Source organism: Pseudochelatococcus lubricantis (assembly GCF_042432495.1).
Classification (GTDB): Bacteria; Pseudomonadota; Alphaproteobacteria; order Rhizobiales; family Beijerinckiaceae; genus Pseudochelatococcus; species Pseudochelatococcus lubricantis.
On the sequence record NZ_JBHLXC010000015.1, the window covers coordinates 101,721 to 123,923 of the forward strand.

The following is a 22,203-nucleotide window of genomic DNA, read 5'->3' on the forward strand; positions in this document are numbered from 1 at the left end:
TTTAGAGAAATATTACACTTTCTCCGATGGAATTATGACAATGTCAGGAAGCCATCTGCAACGAGCTGCTCAACGAGATCGGACCGGCAGACACCTCGTCCGTCCGGGCGAATGTATCGGGACGAACTCCCCACGGCTTCCATCGGACACTGATCGTCGACAAACAGGCAGGCCTGTGCGGCCTGCCTGAATTGCACGCCAGAGTCGGGAGCGATCAGGCCGCTGCCCTTGTTCTCGCCTCGCTACGGGATTGCCGGAGTGTTGCGTAGGCGACGATTGCGACAATGCAGATGAGGAAGATCAGGCTCGTGATAACCGTGCCGAAGCCAAGACCTCCGTACTCGATCGGCTGCGAAAGCAGGTCTCCGAAGGATGCTCCGAGTGGACGTGTCAGGATATAGGCAAGCCAGAACGCAAGAATGCTGTTCGTCCGCAGAACATACCAGATCACGGCAATCGCCGCGATGATCGCGCCAAACAGCAGGCCCGTCGTGAGATATCCGATGGCGAATTGCTCGGCAACCAGATCGCCAACCGATGTTCCAAGTGCGAAAGTGAAGAGAATTGCCAGCCAGTAAAAAGCCTCTCGACGGAAACTATAGATCGTGTGAATCGAGAGCGTGCCCTCGATCGCGTACCAGATTGCGAACGTGGCGGCGAGTGCCGCGGAGAATGCGATGGTGGTGGTTGGCAGGCTGACGCCAAAGTTATCGACCAGGTTATCGGTGACGAGGGTGCCCACAATGCTGATGAGCACCACCGTCGCCCAATACACCCATGGTACGTAGCGCTGCTGCCTGAACTGATAAGCAAGTATGGCGGCGAAAACGGCGCTCATGATGAGCGAGGTCGCCGTCAGACCGAGGCCGAGATTGACGGCGAGATAATCCGCGGCAGTCTCGCCCATGGTCACCGCCATGAGCTTGATCAACCAGAAGTCCACCGTGACCTCCGGCACGCGGTTTGGCCGCAGCTTGGCATTTCCGGTCGGCTCGTTTGCGACGTGAAGTGTGGCGGAAGTCACGGTCGTTACCTCACTTCCCAAGAAGCTTCATGGCATCGGCGAAAAAAGCGTCCGCGCGCTTGTCGTCATCGGCATTGCAGCGCTCGACGCCCTTGGCCTCAAGGTCTTCGACCTTTTTCAAGGTGGCCGCGTCGGGCTTGGCCGTCGCCTTGGCGTCCCTGAATTCCTTGAGTACGTCCTCGCAAGGACGGGCGGCAGCGAAAACGGGACCGGTGGAGGCGATGCCGCAGGCAAGCACAGCAGCCGCGATGGCAGTGGAGATACGAATGTTCATCTTGTCTTCCTTTATTGGAAGCCGCATCATCCTGCGGCCGGAAGACATTGCCTGCTTAAAATGAGCGGCGACTTAGAACACCCCAATTATCGCTCTCGATTGATCATGGCCGGAAACACCGGTCATCCTGCAATGCACCGATCACAATCCATGCTCGCTGCATCGCCAGGAAGAGGAAACGCGGCGGGAGACGGAAGTTGCCGCCGCGCGGGACATGACGCACAGCCATCACCCCGCTGGAACAAAAAAAGCGGGCCAATTGGCCCGCTTCTTCAGCCGCCCGCCGGCGGAGATGGTGGAGACTGTGACTACGCACGACTTTTCTTCACAGTCTCCATAGAGATTTTCGTTCCCGGATCAATCCGACTCGGTTTCGACCTTGACGACTTCGCCGGTCACGGGATTGAACTTGACGTCGATCTTGTTGCCGGAGGAGTCACGCGAACTCACGTCATAGCAACCGTCGTCAGCATCAACACCCTGCACGTTGTAGCCCAGCGCAGTGGCCTTCTCTGTAATCGCGATGACGCTCAGCCACTGATCCCTGGGGTGAGAGCCGCACTTGGAACGCTCGTTCTCCGTCGACTCCGTCTTCTCTACATGCTCCGCCTGCACGGTCGGCACAGTCTGCGCCTGCGCGGAAGCTGCGTAGAGAAGAGCGGCAACGAGCCCGGTGGCAGCAGTGGTTCCAAGAAGCTTGTGCATGAAATAATATCCTCTTGCTTGCTGATCGTGATTCGATCGCCGTCACTATGCTGGCCCTGGAGTGACAGCCAGCCGTCCGCTCCTGTCAGCTTCCTGTCATCTGGAGAGGCAGATAAGAACCCATGCGCATTCTGGCCTTCTTCCTCCTTTTTACCGTGATGGTGGCGGTCGTTGCGGCGCCCCAGGCGGGGGAACGCGAGCGGTTGCCCCCGGGGATCATGTCGGCCAGCGAGTTGATTGGACTGCTTGAAGCGCAACTTGGTGGAGAGATCGTGGAAATCCAGTTCGATGGCAGAGACAAGTCGGGGCGGCCAGCCTACGAGGTCTATCATGTCGATGCCTCCGGCCGGCGCACCGAGCTTAAGGTCGATGCAAGGACCGGCCGCGTGCTGAAACGTGAAACGGACGACTGATCTTGCGGGTACTGCTGATCGAAGACGATCCTCGCATTCGCCGTGACGTGGGCACCGCCCTGGAAGCCGCCGGCTTCGTCGTCGATACGGAAACCGACGGCGAAGTGGGTTGGTACATGGGCGAGAACGAGACTTACGCCGCCGCCATACTGGATCTCGGCCTGCCTCATATGGACGGCCTTGCGGTAATCAAGCGTTGGCGCAACGCAGGCCGCGACCTGCCGGTTCTAATACTGACCGCGCGCGGCTCGTGGACCGAGCGCGTCGAAGGCATCAACGCCGGCGCTGATGACTATCTGCCCAAGCCCTTCCAGATGGACGAACTGATTGCGAGGCTGCGTGCCATCATCCGCCGCTCGGCCGGGCATGCGGCGGCGACCATCGCCGTGGGCGACACCGTTCTCGACACACGGCAGATGCGGGTGACGGTGCGCGGCGTGCCGGTGCCGCTTTCGCCACAGGAGTACAGACTGATCGCCTATCTGATGCTGAACAAGGGCCGCGTCGTGCCTCAGCAGGAGCTTGCAGAGCATCTGCAGTCGGTGCATTTCGAGCGCGCTTCGAACGCGATCGAGGTACTGGTAGGCAGAGTCCGACGCAAGCTTCCGGATGCACTGATCGAGACCCGGCGCGGCTTCGGCTACATGATCGCCGAGTGACGGCCACCCATGCAGATAGCCCGATCCCTCCGTCTGCGTCTTCTCGCCTTCGCGGTCGTCGTCTTGGCCGCCACCATGGTCTTGACCGGACTTGGCCTCACCGCGCTCTTCACCCGCCACCTCGAACGGCGCGTCGGTCAGGAGCTTGACACCCATCTGCGGCAGCTCATCGGCGCGGTGCGCTTCGACGCCGAGGGACGGATGTCGCTTATGCGGGAGCCCGCCGACCCTCGTTTCATGCGCGTTCTGGGCGGGCTCTACTGGCAGGTTGAGGACCGCACCGACAACCAGTTCATCGCCTCGCGATCGCTCTGGAACGAGATGCTCGCCCTCCCCGTCGAACCCAGTCCGCAGGGTGGTGTGGAAGTAAGCCGTATCACCGGCCCCCGCAACTCGATACTCATCGTCCACGAGCGCGCCATCGTCATAGCCGTGCAAGGCGTCGACCGGCTTATCCGCGTCAGCGTGGCGATCGATCGAGCGGAAATCGAGCCGCTCCTCGCCGGCTTCGCGCGCGATCTCGTGGTGGCGCTTGGCATTCTCAGCACGGTTCTGTTAGCCGGCTTTGCCATTCAGATCAGGGCCGGGCTGAAGCCGCTATACACCGTGCGCAACGCCCTCGGCGATATCCGATCCGGCGCGGCGACCCGCCTCGCAACCGACGTGCCGGAGGAGGTCGCGCCTCTTGTTGAGGAAATCAATGCGCTGCTTGCCGCGCAAGAGCGAGAACTAGGCCGCGCCCGCGACCGCGCCGCCGATCTGGCTCACGGCTTGCGCACGCCGTTGACGGCGCTGGCGGGCGATGTGCGACGCCTGCACGACCGGGGCGAAGTCAGCATAGCGCGCGATATCAGCGAAATCGTACAAAGCATGAGCCGCCATGTAGACCGTGAACTCGCCCGCGCGCGTATCCGCCATGGCGGGCCCGGCGCCGCGACACCGCTTGCACGGACGGTAGATGATCTCATCCGTACGCTGGAACGCACGCCTGATGGTGAGCGGGTGCGGTTCGAAAACACCGTGCCTACCGAGATGAAGGTGACCATCGACCCGCAGGATCTCAACGAGATGCTGGGCAATCTGATGGAGAACGCCGCCCGGCACGCGCAATCGCGGGTACGCATCTCGGCAGCGACAGGGAAGGACGCACAGTCGATCTCCGTCGAGGACGACGGCCCCGGCCTTCAGGATCCTGAAAGAGCCACAGCGGCACTGCGGGGCGTCAAGCTCGATATCAACGGTCCGGGCGCCGGCCTCGGACTGGCTATCGTTCAAGACATTGCCAATGCCTACAACGCCGAACTGAAACTTGGTTCGGCTGAACCGGGAGGGCTTGCGGCCGAAATATGGATCCCGCTGACGCACGCCGCACGCCGATAACCGGTCGCCATTCGCGGCTCCCGACACTCCATGATTTGCCGGAGCGGGAGCGAATGTCGGCCGCTGTCGCGCAAGGCGGCACAGCTTCCTTCAGCAATACCCGGGGAGCCTGACGGAACTTTCCCGCATCGGCCGTCAGTCACGGAAAGTGGACGGTGGCCCTGAGCCCGGTCTGGTCCCGTCTGTTCTCAAGCGCGATGGTCGCACCATGACGGGCGGAGATCACGCGCGCTATCGCCAGCCCGAGACCGGCGCCCTCGCCCTGCGCCTCGTCGACCCGATAGAAGCGTTCGAAAACCAGCTCGATGGCATCCTCAGGAATTCCCGGGCCTGTGTCTTCAACAATCAGAAGTGGAAGCTCCCTCTCCTTCCGAATCGTCAAGTCTATCGTTCCACCCGCAGGTGTATAGCGCACCGCGTTGTCGACAAGAATCTCCACGAGCGCGACGAGATCGGCCTCATCTCCGCGCACGATTGTCGGTTCGCTCGCTTTCGTCCCGAGGTCGATATTCTTCGCTTGGGCCGAGGCAAAGAAACTGCCGATCACCCGCACAGCGATATCGTCAAGCCGAACCTCGGCCGGGGCGGCTACGGTCGCGCGTGCCTCTTGCCGGGCGAGCTGCAGCAAACGCGAGGTCAGCGCCGACGCCCGACGGATTCCCGAAGTGGCATCCGTTAGCGGGCCATCAAGTGCCGGATCCCGGTTCGCATGACGCAGGTTCTCGATTTGAAGAGACAGCGCGGTCAGCGGGGTCCGAAGCTCGTGCGCGGCATCTGAAACGAATTGCTTCTGTTGTTCGGCTGCAGCGCGCTGGCGGGCGAAAGCCAGGTTCATGGCGTCGACGAGCGGGCGCAGCTCCGCAGGCCCGTCGCCGAGCTCGACCGGCTCGGTTTCCTCGGCGGTCCTCCGTTCGACCTGCTCGATCAGAGGGCGCAGCCGGCCGAGAATGGCGCCGACCAGCGCCCAGACGACGCCCCACGACAGCGGTATCGCGACAAGGATGGGGAGCGCCGCATTCCAGGCAGCGTTCTCGGCCAGTTCCTGACGCTCCGCGAGCATTTGCGCAACGCGCACAACGCGCTGTTCGCCGATCAGGGTGAATACGCGCCATTCCCCGGAGGGCGTGTCGAACGTCGAGAACCCCGGAACGATCGTCTCCGGAAAATCGACGTCCGCCCGCGACACGCGGGAGGCACGTCCGTCGGCAAATCGAACTTCGACGGCATAGCCGTCCTCATTGGAAAGGTCTGTGCTGCCGGAATGATCTGAGAAGACCCCGCTCCCGTCACCAATCAACTGGGCAATCTGGCGTTGCTGGAGATCGAGAACGTCCCAGACCTCACGGCGCGCGCTGACGTGGCCGTAGACAGCGGAAGCGACGCCGAGAATCGTGAAGACGACGGAGAAAGCGATGATCAAAGATACGCGCAGGGGCATGGCTTACCGCGGGATCATCCAGCCGGCTCCCCGGACGTTGCGGATAATGTCCTTGTCGAATTTTTTACGGACATAGTAGATCAACACGTCGATGGCGTTGCTCTCGACCTCCTCTCCCCATCCATAGAGTTTCTCTTCAAGGACGTCGCGCGAGAAAATCATGCCCGGCCGTTCGACCAGCGCCTGAACGAGCGCGAACTCGCGGCTCGGCAGCATCGCTTCCAAACCCCGGTAGAAAACTGTGTGGCTGGCAAGATCGAGCGAGACCTCCCCGGCATCCAGCCGGGAAACTGCCTTGCCGGCGTGGCGGCGCAAAACAGCGCGAATTCGCGCGGAAAGCTCCGAAACCTCGAAGGGCTTCACGATGTAATCGTCCGCACCGATGTCAAGGCCGTGAATGCGGCTTTCGAGAGCATCTCTGGCGGTCACGACGATGATCGGCGTTTCGACCCCGCTGCGGCGCGCCCGCGCGAGCACATCGAACCCGTCAATCTCTGGCAAGCCGAGGTCAAGCAGCGCCACACCATGGCCGCCACTCTGCAGCGCTTCGAGAGCAAGTTCGCCGGAGGCAACATGATCAACGGAAAAGCCCTCGCTGCCAAGAGCCGTCGTAAGCGCTCTGGCGATCATGTCGTCGTCCTCGACGAGTAGGATGCGCATAGGAAGACTTCCCCGACGCCCGACAGCGCCAACATCACATGCATTCTGCCTGGATCAAAGTTAAGGAGGTCCCGCGTGGATGCCGCCCTCACCCGCCAACCTATCACCTTCAAGCGACGAGCGACAAGCGCTTCCCCGAACCCCGCCAGCGCCGGCTTGTCTGTCAGGTGCTGAAGCGCGGCAGCGGCATGGACGAGCCCGCAATCGAATAAGATCCATCTTCATCGCGCCCCTGCGGCAACGAGCAGTTGTTCGATCTCGTCGTAACCATGGCCGCGTGCGTGTTGAAGCGGCGTGACGCCCTCGCGGTCAGCAAGGTTGATGTCCGCGCCTGCCTTGATGAGCGCGTCGACGATCTGTCGGTGGCGTTCGCCGCCGTTGCCGAGGATGACGGCCTCCAGGAGCGCCGTCCAACCGAGGTTGTTGACATGATCGACGTCGACTCCGGCCGCGATCAGCGTACGCACGGTCTCGACATGACCGCGTTCCGACGCGGGGATGAGGGCCGTGCCGCCGAAGCGGTTGGTGCTTTTCAGGTCGGCGCCATGCGTCAGCGTCAGCTTCAGAATGTCCAGGTGGCCCCGCGCGCCGGCATAGAGATACGGGCTGTCGCTGATCTTATCCTTCGCATTGACGTCCGCGCCGGCTGCTATCAGCAACCGTGCGGCGGCGACGTTGTTTTCATGGGTTGCTACCAGCAAGGCGGTGGCGCCGCTGTCGTCGCGCGCCTCGATATCCGCGCCATCAGCCAGAAGTGCTTCGATCCGCGCGACATCGTTTCGTTTCGCCGCCGTGTGCAAGGGTGTCGCGTGCAAGGGCGTCTCGCTCATCGTTTCCCCCGCAGCCATGAAAGGAGCGGACGTCAGCGCCAACAGCGCAGCGCCAAGGACGAACGCACGGCGAAGCATGGTCTTGTTCCTCCTCATATCGCGCATCTGGCCGGCAACGCATGCTGACGGGCGCCGACGGCACCTCTCCCGGGAGAGTACCGATCGGACGCCCTGATTGCAAAGCCGACATCACGCCGATGCCGCACCGGCGCAGAAACCACCGACGAGCAGAAAATGCACGAAGTTGCCTGACCATCGGCGCGACGCGCAGGACGGAGAGCGGCCTTTCGCTGCTATGCGAGCGAATGACCGAGTGGGGGCTGTTAGAGCGCGTTCCGATCAGAGTTCGCTCAAAATAAAGAAACTAGAATCTGTCCTGTTTCAACGTAAACAGGACAGATTCTAGGCGACTGGCCGCTTTCGGAAAGCGCGAGGCGATAGCCGCCGTCGCGCAGTGCGTTCGGGCTTCTCAAAAAGGATGGTATTGTGGGAATATATTGCTGTCTTATCGATGTATCTATAGCAGCGCGGGAAGCTCGACAGTCTGGCCCACGACATCGATCGCCACCTTACCCCGAAGCCCACGGGAGCTTCCGCCTTCGAGCAGTTCATGCGCTTCGCCTGTGCGAACCAGAGGAAGCACTGCGCCGATGACAGGCTTGATCAGGCCACGTTCGACAAGGTTTGTCAGCGCGTTGAGCTTGCCTCGATTCTGACGGGTGAACACGAAATGGCAGGCGGCGTTCTTTCCCCAAGCCTCGATCAGGTTCTGCGGCTGCGCAATGTCGATGATGCTGACCAGCCGTCCGGCATCTGCGAGGGCAAACGCGCTTTTCGTCAGAGTGTCGCCGCCAATGGTGTCGAATACGACGTTCACCCCCTTGCCCATGCGTCAGTTCCGCCACGGCTGAGACGTAGTCTTCGGAAGTGTGGTCGATTACCTCGTCCGCTCCGAGCGAACGCACGACTTCATGATTGCTACGGCGCGCCGTCGTGATGACCCGCGCACCTATTGCCTTGGCAAGCTGGATCGCCACCGTGCCCACACCGCCGGCACCACCATGGATCAGAATGGTCTCGTGAACGGCAAGCTGGGCGCGGCTCACCAAAGCTTCCCAGACCGTCCCCCCAACCAGCGTCAGGCTGGCGGCCTCCAAGTGGTTGATGTTGTGCGGCTTGCGGGCAGTCTGAGGGTTGTCCTCCTGCTGGCTGGCTATTTTCATTCAAAGTCCATGGGCGTGGTGGATTGCTGGTCACTGATCTGCTCCAGCGCCTCAAAATCGGCATTGGTCAACCCAGCCTCGCGGCTCAACGCCACCAGAGTTGAGCCGATGCGAAGACGATCAGCGGGCAGAACCGATCTTTCCAGAATGTCGCGCATTTCAGCCTCCGTGTGCAGCACATCAGACCAGTGATCCCGCGCTGTTGTGTTGGCGGCGTTCTGCTGCCAACACCAAATCCGCCGCCCTATTTCGGTAGTGGCCCAAGGATAGCCAGGTTGTGCCGTTCGGCCGCCGCCACCAGGAACGCCATATCGGGGGCGGCCGGCGGAGTGTCGCCAGGCACGCTCGTCTCGGCGATGAAGTCAGCAAAATCGCTTCCCGTCGTCATCAGCAGGATTCTCGCCGGACCCTCTCCTTCTATACGGAATCCGTGCGGAATACCGCGCGGACCGAAGGCGAAGTCCCCGGCCTGAAGCAAGGTTCTGCCACCCTCCATGATCACCGACATCTGTCCCTCGATGACGTAGAACGACTCGTCTTCGGAATGATGCATATGCCACGGTGACTCGAAGCCAGCCGGGATGATCTGCTCGATCAGGCTGAATTGACCGCCGGTCAGTTCCCGGCCAGCCTTGATCCAGGTCGGCAGGCCGAGAAACCGGCGTTCCTCGACACGCGATGGCATGTTCGTGGCAATGGGTGCAGTCAGGTTCATGGCGCGATCCTCGATGGACAATTGCCTCGATATGAGGCAATTTACCGGAATATAAATTCCACGGAATAGTGTTATCGTCAATATGGAAGATCGAACAAACCGCCGCGCTTATCGCATGAAGGAGCGCGCAAAGACCCAGGATGAAACCCGCGAGCGCATCATTGCCGCGACGATGCTGCTGCACGACGAACAGGGCGTTGCCGCAACGTCTTTCGTCGACGTCGCCAAGCGGGCTGGCATCGGTGCGGCCACGGTCTATAGGCATTTTCCCAATTTGGGGTCATTGGTCGCGGCCTGCGGCGCCCATGTCTGGCAGGAGATGGCACCGCCGATACCCGAACGGGCGCCGGTGATATTCGAGGGTCTCGATCGTTTGGAGGATCGCCTGCAACGCCTTGTCGATGAACTGGACGGGTTTTATCGGCGCGGTGCGCTCCGCCTCAAAAAGGCGTATGCCGATCGGCATCTCATCCCGGAACTGGACCAATTTCTGCGAGCCGTGGAAGCGGGCGTTGCGGCCCTGGTCCGCGAGGCGTTGAAGGACGAGGCCATGTCGGGCACTGCGCTTCAGCTTGTGCTTGCGCTGACGGATTTCCCGGTTTGGGGTTCGATGCAACGAATAAAGTGCGATGACTCGGAGCGACGACTCCTTGCCACGAGGCTCCTCCGATGCGCCATCATCTCGGCGGAATAACCGGCCCATGTCTACGGTTCATGTCGCCGTAGATGCCGCGAGTGAGGGGGCTCTTGAAGGAGGCAAACCCGATCGTGAGCGTCGAACGCCATCTTACGGGTGTCGCGTGGATAGAGGTGCTTGCCAGCACCTTCTTGTAAGCTACATCGTGATTGCCGGGAAGGATGACCACCTGCCATACGTCGAGTCTCTCAAGGCATCTTGTGGAATTTAGCGATTTGATTTAATTGATTAATCTATCTTTCCCCCTTGTCAGTCGTTTCGTTGGACGACGCGCCCGCGCCGAGCTTTCTGCGCCTCGACAATGACAATTGCACAAGGGCGGTCCTTCACCCCTTCGACAGCACCCTGATCGTGCTCCGAACTCCAGAGGAAGCTGTAACGAATGACGAGACCAGGCTTTGGTGTCGGGATACTCACCTGGGCTCGGCGCCATACTCGGCAGCCTCGATTGCTGCGAGCGTTTCGTGATCGAGCTCGCCGAGCTTCAAAACCTCGCGCTCCCGACGCTTGAGACGCTCGAAGTGCTCCAGCTCCACGACCGAGAGATAGGCCCCGACGACGCGGCCGTGGCTGGTGATGTTGATGACGCCGGCCTTGATTGCCTCGTCTTGATACTTTCCGAAATTCCGCGAAAAATCGCTCTCCGGAACAGCCCGGGCCTGTGGCATGAACGCCCCCTATCATTTTGCGCAATTTACGCAAAAATTCAATAGTCAACACCGGACTAGACAGTGCAGCGGCGAGAACTCATGCCGGCCAAGCTACTACGGAAAACCCGAATCGCGTATTGCCGCGCAATAAATCAATCCAACGTACATCTCCGCATATTTCTTCGCCACCTGCGGCCGACTGAGAGCGGCCAGGGGGCGCACTGTGCGGACAATAGGTGTTTCTCGACCGATAGCTTAGGACCCCATTGCCGCCAATCGGAGTACTTCCGTCGCCGCCGGAAACCTGCAATTCGTTTTGCTCCCGCCGGACGGAAGACTTGGAGCCGGAAACGGTGTGGCAGCTTCCAGACGTATCACGCAGAAAGCTGCCCTTCGCTCCAGTGAAATCGCCGCTGGAGATACACGTCGGTCGCCGCGGCTGGAAGGTGGACGTTGGGACCGGGCAGCCAGTCCTCATCGCTTGTCGAGCAACCCGCCGCATGAGCCAACACCTGATGCCGAGAGATCAAGCGGTAGAAGTCGGATATGGCCGAACCTAACGAAGTGTGCCATCGCATATCCAACGCACGCAGCTCCTTCTGGAAGCACTGCTCCAAATCGCTGAGGGACATCTGCAGTTCGCTTGACAACCAGCCCACCACACCATAACCTAACGCACTCCGGGAAACGGTGGAAAGCATTTTCCGTTCACTGGTTGCCGCGAAATTCCAAGCATCCCAGCGTTCGAGAGCTGCGCGCCAGAGCGTAAGTCGGCGCATGGCCCCCGCCCGTGTTCGAAATACCGATAGGCAGCGAGTAACTTTCGCACGGATATCGCTGTCCGATGTGCCCAACGAGATGCTCGCGACATAGGCCTGAAGCGCGGATCCTGTCAAGCGAACTGCAGATTTGACCCCTTTGGCGAACTGACGAACTGCCCCCTCTCAACCGTTTGTCGTGTCGACTGCCAAAAAGGTTCATGCGAGCGCAGAGTTTTTCTGTCCAGAGGCAGCTCGGCCGTGGGCGAAGGCCAGGGCAGAGTCCGTAGCGATCTCGCCGCTGGTGCCTGGGAGGCGGACGGAGATGGTGTCAACGGCGAAGTAAAATCCAGCCAGGTGGCGATGCCGCCTTCATCGCGCCCCTGCGGCAACAAGCAGTTGCCCGATCTCGCCATGGCCGCGGCCGCGCGCGTGTTGCAGCGGCGTGACGCCCTCGCGGTCGGCGAGGTTGTTTTCATGGGTTGCGACGAGTAGCGCCGTGGCGCCGCTGTCGTCTCGCGCATCAATCGCAGCACCCTCAGCCAGAAGCGCCGCGATCCGCGCAACATCGTCCCGTTTCGCTGCCGTGTGCAAGGGTGTGCCGCTCATCGTTTCCCCCAACGCCATGAAAGAAGCGGATGTCAGCGCCAGCAAGGCGGCGCCAAGGATGACTGCACGGCGAAGCATGGTCCTGGCGCCTCATCATATCGCGTATGATACCGGCGGCGTGCCCTGACTGGTGACTACCGCATCGCCGCCCGGAGCGTATCGAGGGGACGGCGTGTCTGCAAAGCCGATGGCTACCCGGGTATCCCGGCAACGGCGATACCCGGGCCGGACGCGCCTCAGTAGGTCGCGCTATAGGACAGCGGTACCCATGCGTAATTGGTCTCGTCCCGGCGCACGTGCCCGATGCCGGGGAATGCGTGATGAGCCCCCGCGACGCGATATTTCTGGTCCGCCGCTTCGGCGAGCGCAACGGCGCGGCTCGCTGCGGCCTGCTTCTGGTCGACATCGAACTCGATGCTGACGTCCGGCCGGTCGAACTGCAGCACGTCGCCATGAACGATGTCGCCCCAGAACACAATCTTCTCGCCCTTGCTCTCCACCACGATGGAGCTGTGACCCGGCGTGTGACCCGCGCGCAGCACGGAAGCGAAGCCCGGGATCGGGGCTTCGTTGTCACCGAAGGTCTCAAGCCGCCCGGCCGCGACATAGGGGCTGACGCTCTGCTCCGCCTGCGCGATATGCGGACCCAGCACGGGATCGGCCTTGGCGGCGGCATCCGCCTGCAGCCAGAACTCCACCTCGCGACGGTTCACATGGGCGACCGCATTCTCGAACACACGTTTTCCGTCCACGGTCAGGCCGCCGGAATGGTCCGAATGGATGTGCGTCAGGATGACATCATCGATCTGCGCCGCCGTGTAGCCCGCCGCCTCGATGTTGGCCACAAGTTTGCCAAGGGACGGGCCGAGCAGGGTTCCGGTCCCCGCGTCGATGAGCGCGAGCCTGTCGCCGGTGTTGACCAGATAAGCGTTGACGGAAACTTCGGTCGGGTTCGGCTGGAAATAGCCGGCAAGGATCGCCTCCGCCTCGCTCTCCTCGATGTTCTCGTAAAGCCGTGCCAGCGGCAGTTCGACGGTGCCGTCTGAGAGCGCGGTGATTTCATAGTCGCCGAGCTTTATCCGATAATAGCCGGGGGCCTGCGTGCCGACGACCGGCGCCCTCGCGACGGCGGCGAGCGGCAGGCTGGCGACGGTGCCGGCGGCGAGTGCCATACCGGCGGACATTTTCAGAAGGGAACGACGGGTTTGCATGGTGTCTCCGGAGGTTTCTGCGGGACGATCCCGGACCGGGCCTTGATCTGACCCGGCACAGACATATGTGCCCCGGTACCAGCAATCAAATCGATACGGATCATGACCACTATCGGCCATTTCAATCTGCGCTCGTTCGATCTCAACCTGCTCGTCGCCTTCGATGCGCTGATGGCGGAGAGGAGCGTGACGAAGGCGGCGCAGCGTCTGAAAATCGGACAGCCGGCGATGAGCCATTCGCTGTCGACACTGCGCGCCCTGCTACAGGATGAGCTGTTCATCCGCGTCGGACAGGTCATGCAGCCGACGGCCAGGGCGCTCAGCCTCGCTGTTCCGGTGCGGCAGGCGCTGAGGCAGGCGCAACTGGCGCTGACGGGCGGGGACGTCTTCGATCCCGCGACGGAAGAGCGGACCTTCCGGATCGCCATGACCCCGGAAGTCGAATTGCTGCTGATCCCGGATCTAACAGCCCGCCTGCGGCGGCTGGCGCCGGGCATCAGCGTGCTGGCGCGGATCTTTCCTTACGACTCGATCGACCCGCCGATGGACGACGGCAGCATCGACCTCGCCATCGGATGCACCTATTCGAGGACGAGCCGGCGCCTGTTCGAGACGCTCTACGACGTCGATCTCGCCTGCTGTTACAATCCGGCGCTGCTCCCGCTCCATCATCCCGTTGCGCTGGAGACCTATCTTTCGGCCGATCACGCTGTGATTTCCCAGAGCGAGAGCCTGCAGGGCTGCATCAAGGAGGCGCTGGAGATCGCAGGCGTCGAGCTGAACGTGGTGACGGCCGCATCCGGGTTCATGTCGGTGCTTGCGGCAGCACAGGTGAGCCCGGTGATCGCCACGGTGCCGCGGCGCATTGCCGACCGCTACGGCTCCCTGCTTGGGCTCGAAGTCAGCCCGGTGCCGGTTCCGCTGACGCTGCCGCCCGTGAACATGGTCTGGGCCAGCCACACCGATAACGACCCGGCAAACGCGTGGTTGAGACAGCAGGTGCGCATCAGCATGACCGGCGCAGAAACCATCGATGAGCAGAAAATGTGCGAAGTTGCTTGACCATCGGCGCGACGAAAAAGGATGGAGAGCGGATGTTCGCTGCTGTACGATCGAATGCTTTCCCTGACGATCCGGTGCGCTCTATCCCGGATCGATTGCGGCTTGCGCGTCGGCTTTTCATCCGGTCAATGGAGAAAATGCGGCCGCTGACCGCACGTCCCCCTTACGGCGCGCTCAAGGCCCTATTCACATCGGATCGGTCGAGAGAGATCGAGGATGCATGCCAAGCATGTCGATGAACTCCTTGGCATTTCGGCCAAAGAGCGCAGACGCTGGAGCAAGGACGGACGCTTGCCGGCGTCCGGCCATCTCTCATCGAACCGTACTGAGCGGCGATTTACACTGCGAATTTTTTCAGTCGTGAAATCGACAGGCTGAGGCGCGACCCCGCTCAGATCACCAGATGGCGTAAAGACGACGACGAGGCATCACGAGAAAACGGTCACGAACGGCGAATGTCGTAAAATTTGTCGCGCGATCAGGATATATAAAGACATCTTTATATGCTATTGACTTTGTGTGGCGATTGCAGGATTGTGTGCGTGCCTAGGTTCCCCGGTCGTTGCCTGCAACGCGCCGGGGCTAAGAGGGAAGTCGGTGCTCCGTGTCATTTCGGAAAAGCCGGCGCTGCCCCCGCAACTGTAAGCGGTGAGCTGATGTCCAGCATGTCACTGGGGTAAAACCCGGGAAGACGGACAGAAGCAACGACCCGTGAGCCAGGAGACCTGCCTTGGCGAAATAACGTCCACGGGCGGGGTGTCCCGGTGTGCCGTAGCGGAGGCAGCACCATTGCGGCCTTGCTATGTGTCCGCTGACCCATGCCCCCAACTCACTGGGGCACTTCATGTCTCAAACGCAATTCCAGTCGCCATCCCTGGCGTGTCACCTGCCGCTTGTCGGCACAACAAGTGCGTCGGCGAAGGGCACGCATTGGTTGTTTGGGTCAATGCCAAGACGAAAGACCGAGACAACCGGACCGGTAATTGGGACGCCAGAACACGATGACTAACGACTTCAAATTTGCAATTAAGAGCGTTCCGTTTAACGAGGACTATCGCCCCTCGGACAACACGCGCATAACGACCAACTTTGCCAACCTGGCCAGAGGCGAGAACCGGCAGGAGAACCTGCGTAACGCCCTGAGGATGATCGACAATCGCTTTAATGCTCTGGCGCATTGGGATAACCCCCAAAGCGATCGCTATTCCGTCGAACTTGAAATCATTTCCGTCGAGATGAGTATCGTTGGTGAGGCCGCCGGCGACGCCTTCCCTCTGATTGAGATACTCAAAACGACCATTGTTGATCGAAAGTCCGGTGAACGCATTGACGGTATTGTCGGGAATAACTTCTCGTCCTATGTGCGGGACTACGACTTCAGCGTGGTGCTGCCAGCGCACAACAAAGACCAGCTCAAATTCAGCATTCCTGTTGACTTTGGCGATCTGCATGGAAACCTGTTCAAGAATTTCCTGGGTTCGGAGACGTACAAGTCGCATTTCAGCAAGCCGCCCGTCATCTGCATAAGTGCTTCGACCAGCAAGACATATCACCGGACTGAAAATCATCACCCCATTATGGGCGCCGAATACCGGCAGAACGAGTGCTCGTCGACCGATAAGTACTTCGAAAAGATGGGGATGCAGGTTCGTTATTTCATGCCGTCGGGTAGCGTTGCACCCTTGGCTTTCTATTTTATCGGCGACCTGCTTGGCGACTACACCAATCTGGAGCTGATCGGCACCATCAGCACGATGGAGACGTTTCAGAGAATTTACCGCCCCGAAATCTACAATGCGAACGCTGTCGCAGGAGCATGCTACCGGCCAAATCTGAAGCACCAGGACTATTCACTGACCCGCATCGTCTATGATCGAGACGAACGCAATCGGCTGGCCGTGGAGCAGGGCAAGTTCACCGAAGAACACTTCATCAAGCCGTACAAGACCGTTCTCGATCAATGGTCTGCCAACTACGCCGCCTGATCGACACGGAATATAGGGTCGCCAATCATGAAAACACTCCTTCCCACATCGACCGCTGGCAGTCTGCCCAAGCCGTCCTGGCTTGCCCAACCCGAAAAACTCTGGTCGCCCTGGAAGTTGCAGGACGATGAACTGGTCGAGGGCAAACAGGATGCCTTGCGCTTGTCCCTCGCCGATCAGCAGCAGGCCGGCATCGATATCGTCAGCGATGGCGAACAGACGCGCCAGCACTTCGTCACGACGTTTATCGAGCATCTCGATGGCGTTGATTTCGAAAAGCGCGAGACCGTCAGAATTCGCAACCGCTACGATGCGAGCGTACCCACCGTCGTTGGCGCCGTGTCACGGCCAAAGCCGGTTTTTGTGGAGGACGCCAAGTTTCTGCGTCGGCAGACCACGCAACCGATCAAATGGGCGCTGCCAGGCCCCATGACCATGATCGATACGCTTTATGACGCCCACTATAAGAGCCGTGAGAAGCTGGCCTGGGAATTTGCCAAAATCCTCAATGAGGAGGCCAGGGAACTGGAAGCGGCTGGTGTCGATATCATCCAGTTTGACGAGCCCGCATTCAACGTTTTCTTCGACGACGTGAATGACTGGGGCGTTGCCACCCTCGAAAGGGCTATTGAAGGGCTCAACTGTGAGACCGCCGTGCACATTTGCTACGGCTACGGCATCAAGGCCAACACGGATTGGAAAAATACTCTGGGGTCGGAATGGCGGCAGTATGAAGAGTCTTTCCCCAAGCTGCAACAATCCAACATCGACCTTATCTCGCTGGAATGTCACAATTCTCACGTTCCGATGGATCTGATTGAGCTCATTCGCGGCAAGAAGGTGATGGTCGGGGCCATCGACGTGGCCACCAATAATGTTGAAACACCTGAAGAAGTCGCTGAGACCCTGCGTAAAGCACTTCGGTTTGTGGATGCCGACAAGCTCTATCCCTGCACGAACTGCGGCATGGCCCCGCTATCTCGGAAAGTGGCGACAGGAAAACTCAAGGCCTTGAGTGCGGGCGCTGAAATCGTCCGGAAGGAACTCTCAGCCTAGTGCGCGTTCCGATCAGATGGAATCATCTGATCGATGAGAATTCGCTCCGAACAAGGAATCTAGAATCTGTCCTGTTTCAATGTAAACAGGACAGATTCTAGTATCGGGCATTGCGCGCTCGAAAGGACCCGGCGCGCGGACATTGGTTCGTGCGCATGCAATATGACGGTGGCCGCACGCGGCTACGGCTTTACCGCCTCGGCCGTCTGCAGCGTCAGCGACATGCCGGCTACACTTCTCGTCTGTATCAATCGTGCAAGTTCGAGTTTTCCGGCGTTTGAGAACGACGAAAAGGCAACGCTGCTTTACTGCATGCGCCGCTATCTCAACGGCTAATCGATACGACCGAAAGGTGACACCATCGGGCGATCATTTTGTCACCGTTTGGGCCAGACCCAGCTCGGTGCATCCAGGTGGGGCGCGTGGGTCTCCCCGAAACTCTTCTCCAAGCGAATTTCGCTCACCTCCCCCTCATGTCCGATGGCGCGGATCAGCGCATCGCTGTGGCTGACGAGGACGATCTGACCAACACGGGATGCCGCCACGACAAGGCGTGCCAGCGCGGGCATCAGCGAGGGGTGGAGGCTCGCCTCCGGTTCGTTCAGAACCATCAGCTCGGGCGGACGTGGCGACAGAAGCGCTGCAACGAGCAAAAGGAAGCGCAGCGTCCCGTCCGAAAGTTCGGCAGCCCCAAGTGGTCGCAGGAGACCCGGCTGGTGCAAAAGTACGCCACCGTAATGGTCGTCAGCCTCGGTGGCGAGGCTGGAGCCCGGAAACGCGTGCTCGATCGCCGCATCCAGCGCATCGCGGTCGCCGATCGCTCTAATGGTTGCAATCGCAGCAGCCAGGTCTGCCCCATCGCCCGCCAGCACCGGGGTATAGGTCATGACCTGGCGACGGCGCGCAGGCGCCGCGGGATCGGTGCGCAGGGCATCGTAGAAGCGCCAGTCCCGCATGCGCTCTCGCATGGCAAGCAGCTCGGCCCCGTCCGCCGGATCGGCGCAGTGAGTCACCATCGAGTCGAATGGCGACAGGTCATGCGTAATCTCGCGCCACACGTGGCTGTGGGCGGTCCGCAGCCGAACGAGTGCCCCACGGCGCTCGGCGAACACCGCTACGGGGCGAAGCGTCTCTCCCGTCCACATCGCCTCGATCTTGATCGCGGGGTCGAGCGGGAACGGATTCTCGGGACTGGGCATTCCCAAGTCTATCGCGTAGCCGAAGTCCTCGCCACCGAAGCCGAGCTTGAGGGAGACTGGTCCCTTGCGTACCGTTCCCTGAACGGGATTGATACCCGCACGTACGCTTCGGCTTATCGCCTCCGGTCCCGCCCAAAGTGTCGAGCGCAGCCCACCCTCTGAAGCCAGTCTCCCCACGAGCCGCCCCTGCGCCGTCTCGGCCAACAGATGAAGCGCGCGGTAGAGAGTGGTCTTCCCGGTGCCATTCGCGCCGGTAACGACCGTCAGGCTGCCCAGCGGAACCACGAGGTCGCGCAACGAGCGGTAGCCCGATACGGCCAATGTCGTGATCAATTGACGCCTCCATCTCGGCTATGATCTGTCCCAGGATCGGTCAAATATCACCATTTCAACTGTAGAGTGAGACCGATATCACCTTGCTTGATCGAGTGGCCGATGCTTGCAGGTTCATCTTCCGCTCCGGGACGCGATCAGAGCTATCCGGAGAGCGGATTGGGGTCGGGAATGCCGGTTTCGGACTGCAACGTCAGTGTTGGTACTTGTAGATGGAACATGACGGATCGGCTGCCTGAAGAGCGCGCGTAATGAGCGGACTTATGCCGCGCCATCCCGGGCCTCTTCCGCCAACCATTCCAGCAGTGCCGTAATGGCCTTGCGGCTGCGCGCCCGCGGCATGACAGCCGCTTGTAGACCGCCTTCCACGGAAACAAAACCGAGAGGTGCGATCAGACGGCGGGTGGCAAGATCCTGCTCGACGAGACGGCGTTCGGCCAGCGCAACGCCCAGGCCCGCCGCTGCCGCCTCAAGCGCCAGGAAGTGGTGTGCATATTCGACATCGTGCTCCGCGTGGAGGGTCTCGCCAGCACGCAGCATCCATTCGCGCCAGCTCTGCGGCACGCCTGCCTGCAGCAGGCGCACAGGGGCAATCCATTCCTCACCGATCTTGCGCAGCGGATAATCCGGTGCGCAGACCGGGCCGTAGGCTGTATTGCCCAGCGAAAAGCTCTGAAAATCCGGTGACGGGCTTCGGAGCCGGTCGTAACTCAGCACGACGTCGATCTCGTGATCCGGGACCTTCTCCCGTCCCGACATGCGCAGCCCGATCTCGACCTCGGGATGTCCGGCATAGAAACGCGGCAATCGCGGGATCAGCCACCGCGTCGCGAAGGTCGCGCTGGTGACGATGTCGATGTGGCGGTCGTCCAGTTCCGCCCGCAGTGCCTGCGCGATGGCCGCGAGTTCGTCGAGCATCGGCGTCACGGCCTTGCGCAGCCGCTCGCCTCGCGGCGTCAGCTTCAGGCCGTTGCCGGCTTTCTCGAACAGCCCGCCGCCCAGATCCTCCGCAAGATGGCTGATCTGCTTGCTGACGGCGCTGTGCGTCCGTCCGAGCTCCGCCGCGGCAGCGGTGACGGAGCCCAGACGGGCCGTGGCCTCGAAGGCGGGCAGGGCGGAAAGAGGCGGCAGTCGGCGCATGATCTGTTCCATATGCTCACGGACAGGGGAGAACAACTCAATTTTTGCGGGGACAGATGACTGCTATTCAATCGCACCAGGAACAGAGGTGCTTGTCATGTCGAATGTCATTGATTTTCCCCTTCGGGGATTGCGGTCGGTGGACCCGCCGGCGGTGGGCGAACTCAAGCAGCGGGTCGCAACGACACTGCTGAGCCGGTGGTACTCGCGGCTCGCGCACCGGCATATGCTGCGCCGGGACCTGCTGACGCAGCCCGACAGCGTGCTCGCCGATGCCGGCTGGACCCGCGACGCTGCCCGGAAGGAGGCCGGCAAGCCGATCTGGCATGCGTGAACGGACGGGCGTTGCCGTCGCCTTATCATCCAGCCGGCGCACGCATTGAATCCCTATTCCCGCCTGATGGTGTATGATGCGACGCCGTCGATGGAGTCTGATCATCGCATCGCCCGCAGATCCCTGAATTGACGTGGAGGTTGAGATGACCGGAATAACGGACGATCGCATTCAGGGAGTTTCCCGGCGCAGCCTGATGCTCGGAACCGTGGCGCTGGCGGCGATCGGAACTGGCGGCGCGTCACGCTCTTTCGCGCAGGAACACGCAGCCGCAGGCGATGTCCCGGCTTCGGCGCGCAATGCCCAGGATGCCGTCGAGGCCGTCCGTGACGCCATCCTGAGAATCTCGCGCGAGGTCTGGAACAATCCGGAGCTTTCCCACCACGAGGAAATCTCCTCGCAGATTCATATCCGGGAACTGGAGGCGGCCGGTTTCACCATCACCAGCCGGGGAACGTCCGGGATTCCGACCGCCTTTATCGCCGAATGGTCGCAAGGCGCCGGCGGCCCGAAGATCGGCTTCCTGCCCGAATACGACGCGCTGCCCGGTCTCGGCAATGCGGCCGAGCCGCGCCGCACACCCGGCCCCGCGGGCGTGGAAACAGGCCATGGCTGCGGCCACAACATGCTGGGAGCGGGCTGCACCGGCGCGGCTTTCGCGCTCCGGAAGATGATGATCAATAACGACGTCCCGGGCACGATCCGTGTCTATGGCTGCGCCGCGGAAGAGACCGAAGGCGCGAAGGTGTACATGGCACGCGACGGTCTGTTCAATGACCTCGACGCGTGCCTCGCCTGGCATCCGGGACCCCTGAACGCGACCGGGCTCTTGCGTACGGCGGCGATGAATATGCTGCGCATCCGCTATACAGGACGCAGCGCCCACGCCGGCGTGGATCCGTGGGAAGGACGCAGCGCGCTGAAGGGAGCGGAGCTTTTCGGAACCGGCATCCAGTTCATGCGCGAGCACCTGCGGCCCACGACCCGCCTGCATTACGTCTACACCTCGGCGGGCGAAGCCCCGAATGTCGTGCCCGACCGCGCGGAGGTCCTTATCGTGATCCGCGATCAGGATCGTGCCGAGGTCGATGAAGTCACGGGATGGGTCGGGGACGTGGCGAAGGGCGCCGCGCTCGCGACCCAGACGAGCGTCGACGTCAACCACTTCTTCGGGCTGCACGACCTGCTGCCGAACGAAACGCTGGTCAGTCGCATCCAGGTGCATCTGGCGGCGCTGCCGCTGGTCTGGAGCGAGGAGGAGCAGGCATTCGCCAGAGCCTGCCAGCGTGAAACGAACCTTCCCGAAGCCGGGCTGGCGTCGGCGGTTCTCCCTGTGCTGCCCGAGATCACCACAGGCGGCTCGACCGATGTGGGCGACGTCAGCCACAACACGCCCACGGCCATCTTCGCGCTGGCGACGATGCCGATCGGCGTCGGACTGCACACCTGGCCGGTGACCGCCTGCGGGGGCACGAGTATCGGCGACAAGGGTTCGCTCTGGTCGGCCGCTGTCATGGCCGGTGTCGGCTACGACCTGATGACGGACGCAAACCTGCGCGCCTCCGCCCGTGAGGATTTCAGCCGCCGCAAGGCAGGCAGAACCTATGTCTCGCCGCTTCCCGAGGGTAGGGTGCGGCCGGACGGCATTCCCGAGCACCTTCTCCTGCGCGACGGACATGACGAACTGCCCACCGGATTTCTCCGGAAGGAATAGCATCGGCGGCCGGCTGACGGAACGCACGCCCCCGACGATTGCCGGAAGCGCGGCAGAACGGGTGATGTCGTCTCGGCGAACGACGGGGTGCCGGGCCGCCGCCGACTCGGTCTATAAGCATGGTCTTGCGATCT

The 22,203-nt window shown here is 61.4% G+C and carries 23 protein-coding genes, 2 pseudogenes and 1 riboswitch; of the genes and pseudogenes, 10 read left to right on the top strand and 15 right to left on the bottom strand.

Annotated elements, in window-relative coordinates:
- Positions 1-214: 214 nt before the first annotated feature.
- From ACFFJ7_RS18470 to ACFFJ7_RS18480, 3 genes are all read right to left on the bottom strand, one after another.
- Positions 215-1,024: a COG4705 family protein gene (locus ACFFJ7_RS18470; RefSeq protein WP_343042622.1), complete on the bottom strand. Its 810-nt coding sequence runs from the start codon at positions 1,022-1,024 to the stop codon at positions 215-217.
- A 10-nt stretch (positions 1,025-1,034) separates the two neighbouring features.
- On the bottom strand, positions 1,035-1,298 hold the full coding sequence (locus ACFFJ7_RS18475; RefSeq protein ID WP_166955662.1) for a hypothetical protein: 264 nt from the start codon (positions 1,296-1,298) through the stop codon (positions 1,035-1,037).
- A 357-nt stretch (positions 1,299-1,655) separates the two neighbouring features.
- A complete protein-coding gene (locus ACFFJ7_RS18480) occupies positions 1,656-2,003 on the bottom strand; it encodes a PepSY domain-containing protein (protein WP_166955660.1) in 348 nt (115 codons plus the stop codon).
- Between the two features lie 122 nt (positions 2,004-2,125).
- Between ACFFJ7_RS18480 and ACFFJ7_RS18485 the strand changes: the two genes are divergently transcribed.
- Genes ACFFJ7_RS18485 through ACFFJ7_RS18495 form a run of 3 tightly spaced genes read left to right on the top strand, consistent with a single transcriptional unit; the run spans position 2,126 to position 4,455 of the window.
- The gene (locus tag ACFFJ7_RS18485; protein ID WP_166955658.1) at positions 2,126-2,416 is read left to right on the top strand and encodes a PepSY domain-containing protein; all 291 of its coding nucleotides are present in this window, start codon (positions 2,126-2,128) and stop codon (positions 2,414-2,416) included.
- A gap of 2 nt (positions 2,417-2,418) precedes the next feature.
- Positions 2,419-3,075: a response regulator transcription factor gene (locus tag ACFFJ7_RS18490; protein WP_377594340.1), complete on the top strand. Its 657-nt coding sequence runs from the start codon at positions 2,419-2,421 to the stop codon at positions 3,073-3,075.
- Positions 3,076-3,084: 9 nt separating this feature from the next.
- On the top strand, positions 3,085-4,455 hold the full coding sequence (locus ACFFJ7_RS18495; protein WP_377594341.1) for a sensor histidine kinase: 1,371 nt from the start codon (positions 3,085-3,087) through the stop codon (positions 4,453-4,455).
- 139 nt (positions 4,456-4,594) lie between these two features.
- Here ACFFJ7_RS18495 and ACFFJ7_RS18500 read toward each other — a convergent pair whose 3' ends face one another.
- The 6 genes and pseudogenes from ACFFJ7_RS18500 to ACFFJ7_RS18525 all read right to left on the bottom strand — a co-directional run bounded on the left by ACFFJ7_RS18500 (position 4,595) and on the right by ACFFJ7_RS18525 (position 9,321).
- Positions 4,595-5,893, bottom strand: a complete 1,299-nt coding sequence (locus ACFFJ7_RS18500) for an ATP-binding protein (protein ID WP_166955652.1) — start codon at positions 5,891-5,893, stop codon at positions 4,595-4,597.
- 3 nt (positions 5,894-5,896) lie between these two features.
- The gene (locus tag ACFFJ7_RS18505) at positions 5,897-6,553 is read right to left on the bottom strand and encodes a response regulator (RefSeq protein ID WP_377594342.1); all 657 of its coding nucleotides are present in this window, start codon (positions 6,551-6,553) and stop codon (positions 5,897-5,899) included.
- Positions 6,554-6,774: 221 nt separating this feature from the next.
- On the bottom strand, positions 6,775-7,401 hold the full coding sequence (locus ACFFJ7_RS18510; protein WP_377594412.1) for an ankyrin repeat domain-containing protein: 627 nt from the start codon (positions 7,399-7,401) through the stop codon (positions 6,775-6,777).
- A gap of 499 nt (positions 7,402-7,900) precedes the next feature.
- Positions 7,901-8,567 (bottom strand): annotated as a pseudogene (locus tag ACFFJ7_RS18515) (zinc-binding dehydrogenase); the annotation flags it as partial.
- A 35-nt stretch (positions 8,568-8,602) separates the two neighbouring features.
- On the bottom strand, positions 8,603-8,764 hold the full coding sequence (locus ACFFJ7_RS18520; RefSeq protein ID WP_166955644.1) for a hypothetical protein: 162 nt from the start codon (positions 8,762-8,764) through the stop codon (positions 8,603-8,605).
- Between the two features lie 86 nt (positions 8,765-8,850).
- A complete protein-coding gene (locus ACFFJ7_RS18525) occupies positions 8,851-9,321 on the bottom strand; it encodes a cupin domain-containing protein (RefSeq protein WP_377594343.1) in 471 nt (156 codons plus the stop codon).
- 82 nt (positions 9,322-9,403) lie between these two features.
- On the opposite strand from ACFFJ7_RS18525, the gene ACFFJ7_RS18530 reads away from it, so the two are divergent.
- The gene (locus tag ACFFJ7_RS18530) at positions 9,404-10,015 is read left to right on the top strand and encodes a TetR/AcrR family transcriptional regulator (RefSeq protein WP_208394332.1); all 612 of its coding nucleotides are present in this window, start codon (positions 9,404-9,406) and stop codon (positions 10,013-10,015) included.
- A gap of 416 nt (positions 10,016-10,431) precedes the next feature.
- On the opposite strand, the gene ACFFJ7_RS18535 is transcribed toward ACFFJ7_RS18530, so the two are convergent.
- The 4 genes from ACFFJ7_RS18535 to ACFFJ7_RS18550 form a co-directional block, all read right to left on the bottom strand.
- The gene (locus ACFFJ7_RS18535; RefSeq protein WP_166955640.1) at positions 10,432-10,686 is read right to left on the bottom strand and encodes a type II toxin-antitoxin system Phd/YefM family antitoxin; all 255 of its coding nucleotides are present in this window, start codon (positions 10,684-10,686) and stop codon (positions 10,432-10,434) included.
- A 356-nt stretch (positions 10,687-11,042) separates the two neighbouring features.
- Positions 11,043-11,447, bottom strand: coding sequence for a hypothetical protein (locus ACFFJ7_RS18540; protein ID WP_377594345.1), 405 nt, complete (start codon positions 11,445-11,447; stop codon positions 11,043-11,045).
- Between the two features lie 351 nt (positions 11,448-11,798).
- Positions 11,799-12,113 carry an ankyrin repeat domain-containing protein gene (locus ACFFJ7_RS18545; RefSeq protein WP_377594347.1) on the bottom strand — a complete coding sequence of 105 codons (315 nt, stop codon included), beginning with the start codon at positions 12,111-12,113 and terminating at the stop codon, positions 11,799-11,801.
- 158 nt (positions 12,114-12,271) lie between these two features.
- A complete protein-coding gene (locus ACFFJ7_RS18550; protein WP_377594348.1) occupies positions 12,272-13,246 on the bottom strand; it encodes an MBL fold metallo-hydrolase in 975 nt (324 codons plus the stop codon).
- A 102-nt stretch (positions 13,247-13,348) separates the two neighbouring features.
- Here ACFFJ7_RS18550 and ACFFJ7_RS18555 point away from each other — a divergent pair, with 102 nt between their 5' ends.
- The 4 genes and pseudogenes from ACFFJ7_RS18555 to ACFFJ7_RS18570 all read left to right on the top strand — a co-directional run.
- Complete coding sequence (locus ACFFJ7_RS18555; RefSeq protein ID WP_377594349.1) at positions 13,349-14,308, top strand: LysR family transcriptional regulator; 960 nt, start codon at positions 13,349-13,351, stop codon at positions 14,306-14,308.
- Between the two features lie 531 nt (positions 14,309-14,839).
- Positions 14,840-15,055: riboswitch (cobalamin riboswitch) on the top strand.
- Between the two features lie 254 nt (positions 15,056-15,309).
- Positions 15,310-16,293 carry a DUF1852 domain-containing protein gene (locus ACFFJ7_RS18560; RefSeq protein ID WP_377594413.1) on the top strand — a complete coding sequence of 328 codons (984 nt, stop codon included), beginning with the start codon at positions 15,310-15,312 and terminating at the stop codon, positions 16,291-16,293.
- A gap of 27 nt (positions 16,294-16,320) precedes the next feature.
- The gene (locus tag ACFFJ7_RS18565; protein WP_377594350.1) at positions 16,321-17,349 is read left to right on the top strand and encodes a methionine synthase; all 1,029 of its coding nucleotides are present in this window, start codon (positions 16,321-16,323) and stop codon (positions 17,347-17,349) included.
- A 186-nt stretch (positions 17,350-17,535) separates the two neighbouring features.
- Positions 17,536-17,637 (top strand): annotated as a pseudogene (locus tag ACFFJ7_RS18570) (flavin reductase family protein); the annotation flags it as partial.
- A gap of 89 nt (positions 17,638-17,726) precedes the next feature.
- Here the strand turns inward: ACFFJ7_RS18570 and ACFFJ7_RS18575 are convergent.
- Positions 17,727-18,881, bottom strand: coding sequence for an AAA family ATPase (locus tag ACFFJ7_RS18575; RefSeq protein WP_377594351.1), 1,155 nt, complete (start codon positions 18,879-18,881; stop codon positions 17,727-17,729).
- A gap of 261 nt (positions 18,882-19,142) precedes the next feature.
- On the bottom strand, positions 19,143-20,021 hold the full coding sequence (locus ACFFJ7_RS18580) for a LysR family transcriptional regulator (RefSeq protein ID WP_166956510.1): 879 nt from the start codon (positions 20,019-20,021) through the stop codon (positions 19,143-19,145).
- Between the two features lie 97 nt (positions 20,022-20,118).
- Between ACFFJ7_RS18580 and ACFFJ7_RS18585 the strand changes: the two genes are divergently transcribed.
- Positions 20,119-20,355 carry a DUF1127 domain-containing protein gene (locus ACFFJ7_RS18585; protein WP_166956513.1) on the top strand — a complete coding sequence of 79 codons (237 nt, stop codon included), beginning with the start codon at positions 20,119-20,121 and terminating at the stop codon, positions 20,353-20,355.
- A gap of 145 nt (positions 20,356-20,500) precedes the next feature.
- On the top strand, positions 20,501-22,069 hold the full coding sequence (locus ACFFJ7_RS18590) for an amidohydrolase (protein ID WP_377594354.1): 1,569 nt from the start codon (positions 20,501-20,503) through the stop codon (positions 22,067-22,069).
- The last annotated feature ends 134 nt before the right edge of the window (positions 22,070-22,203 follow it).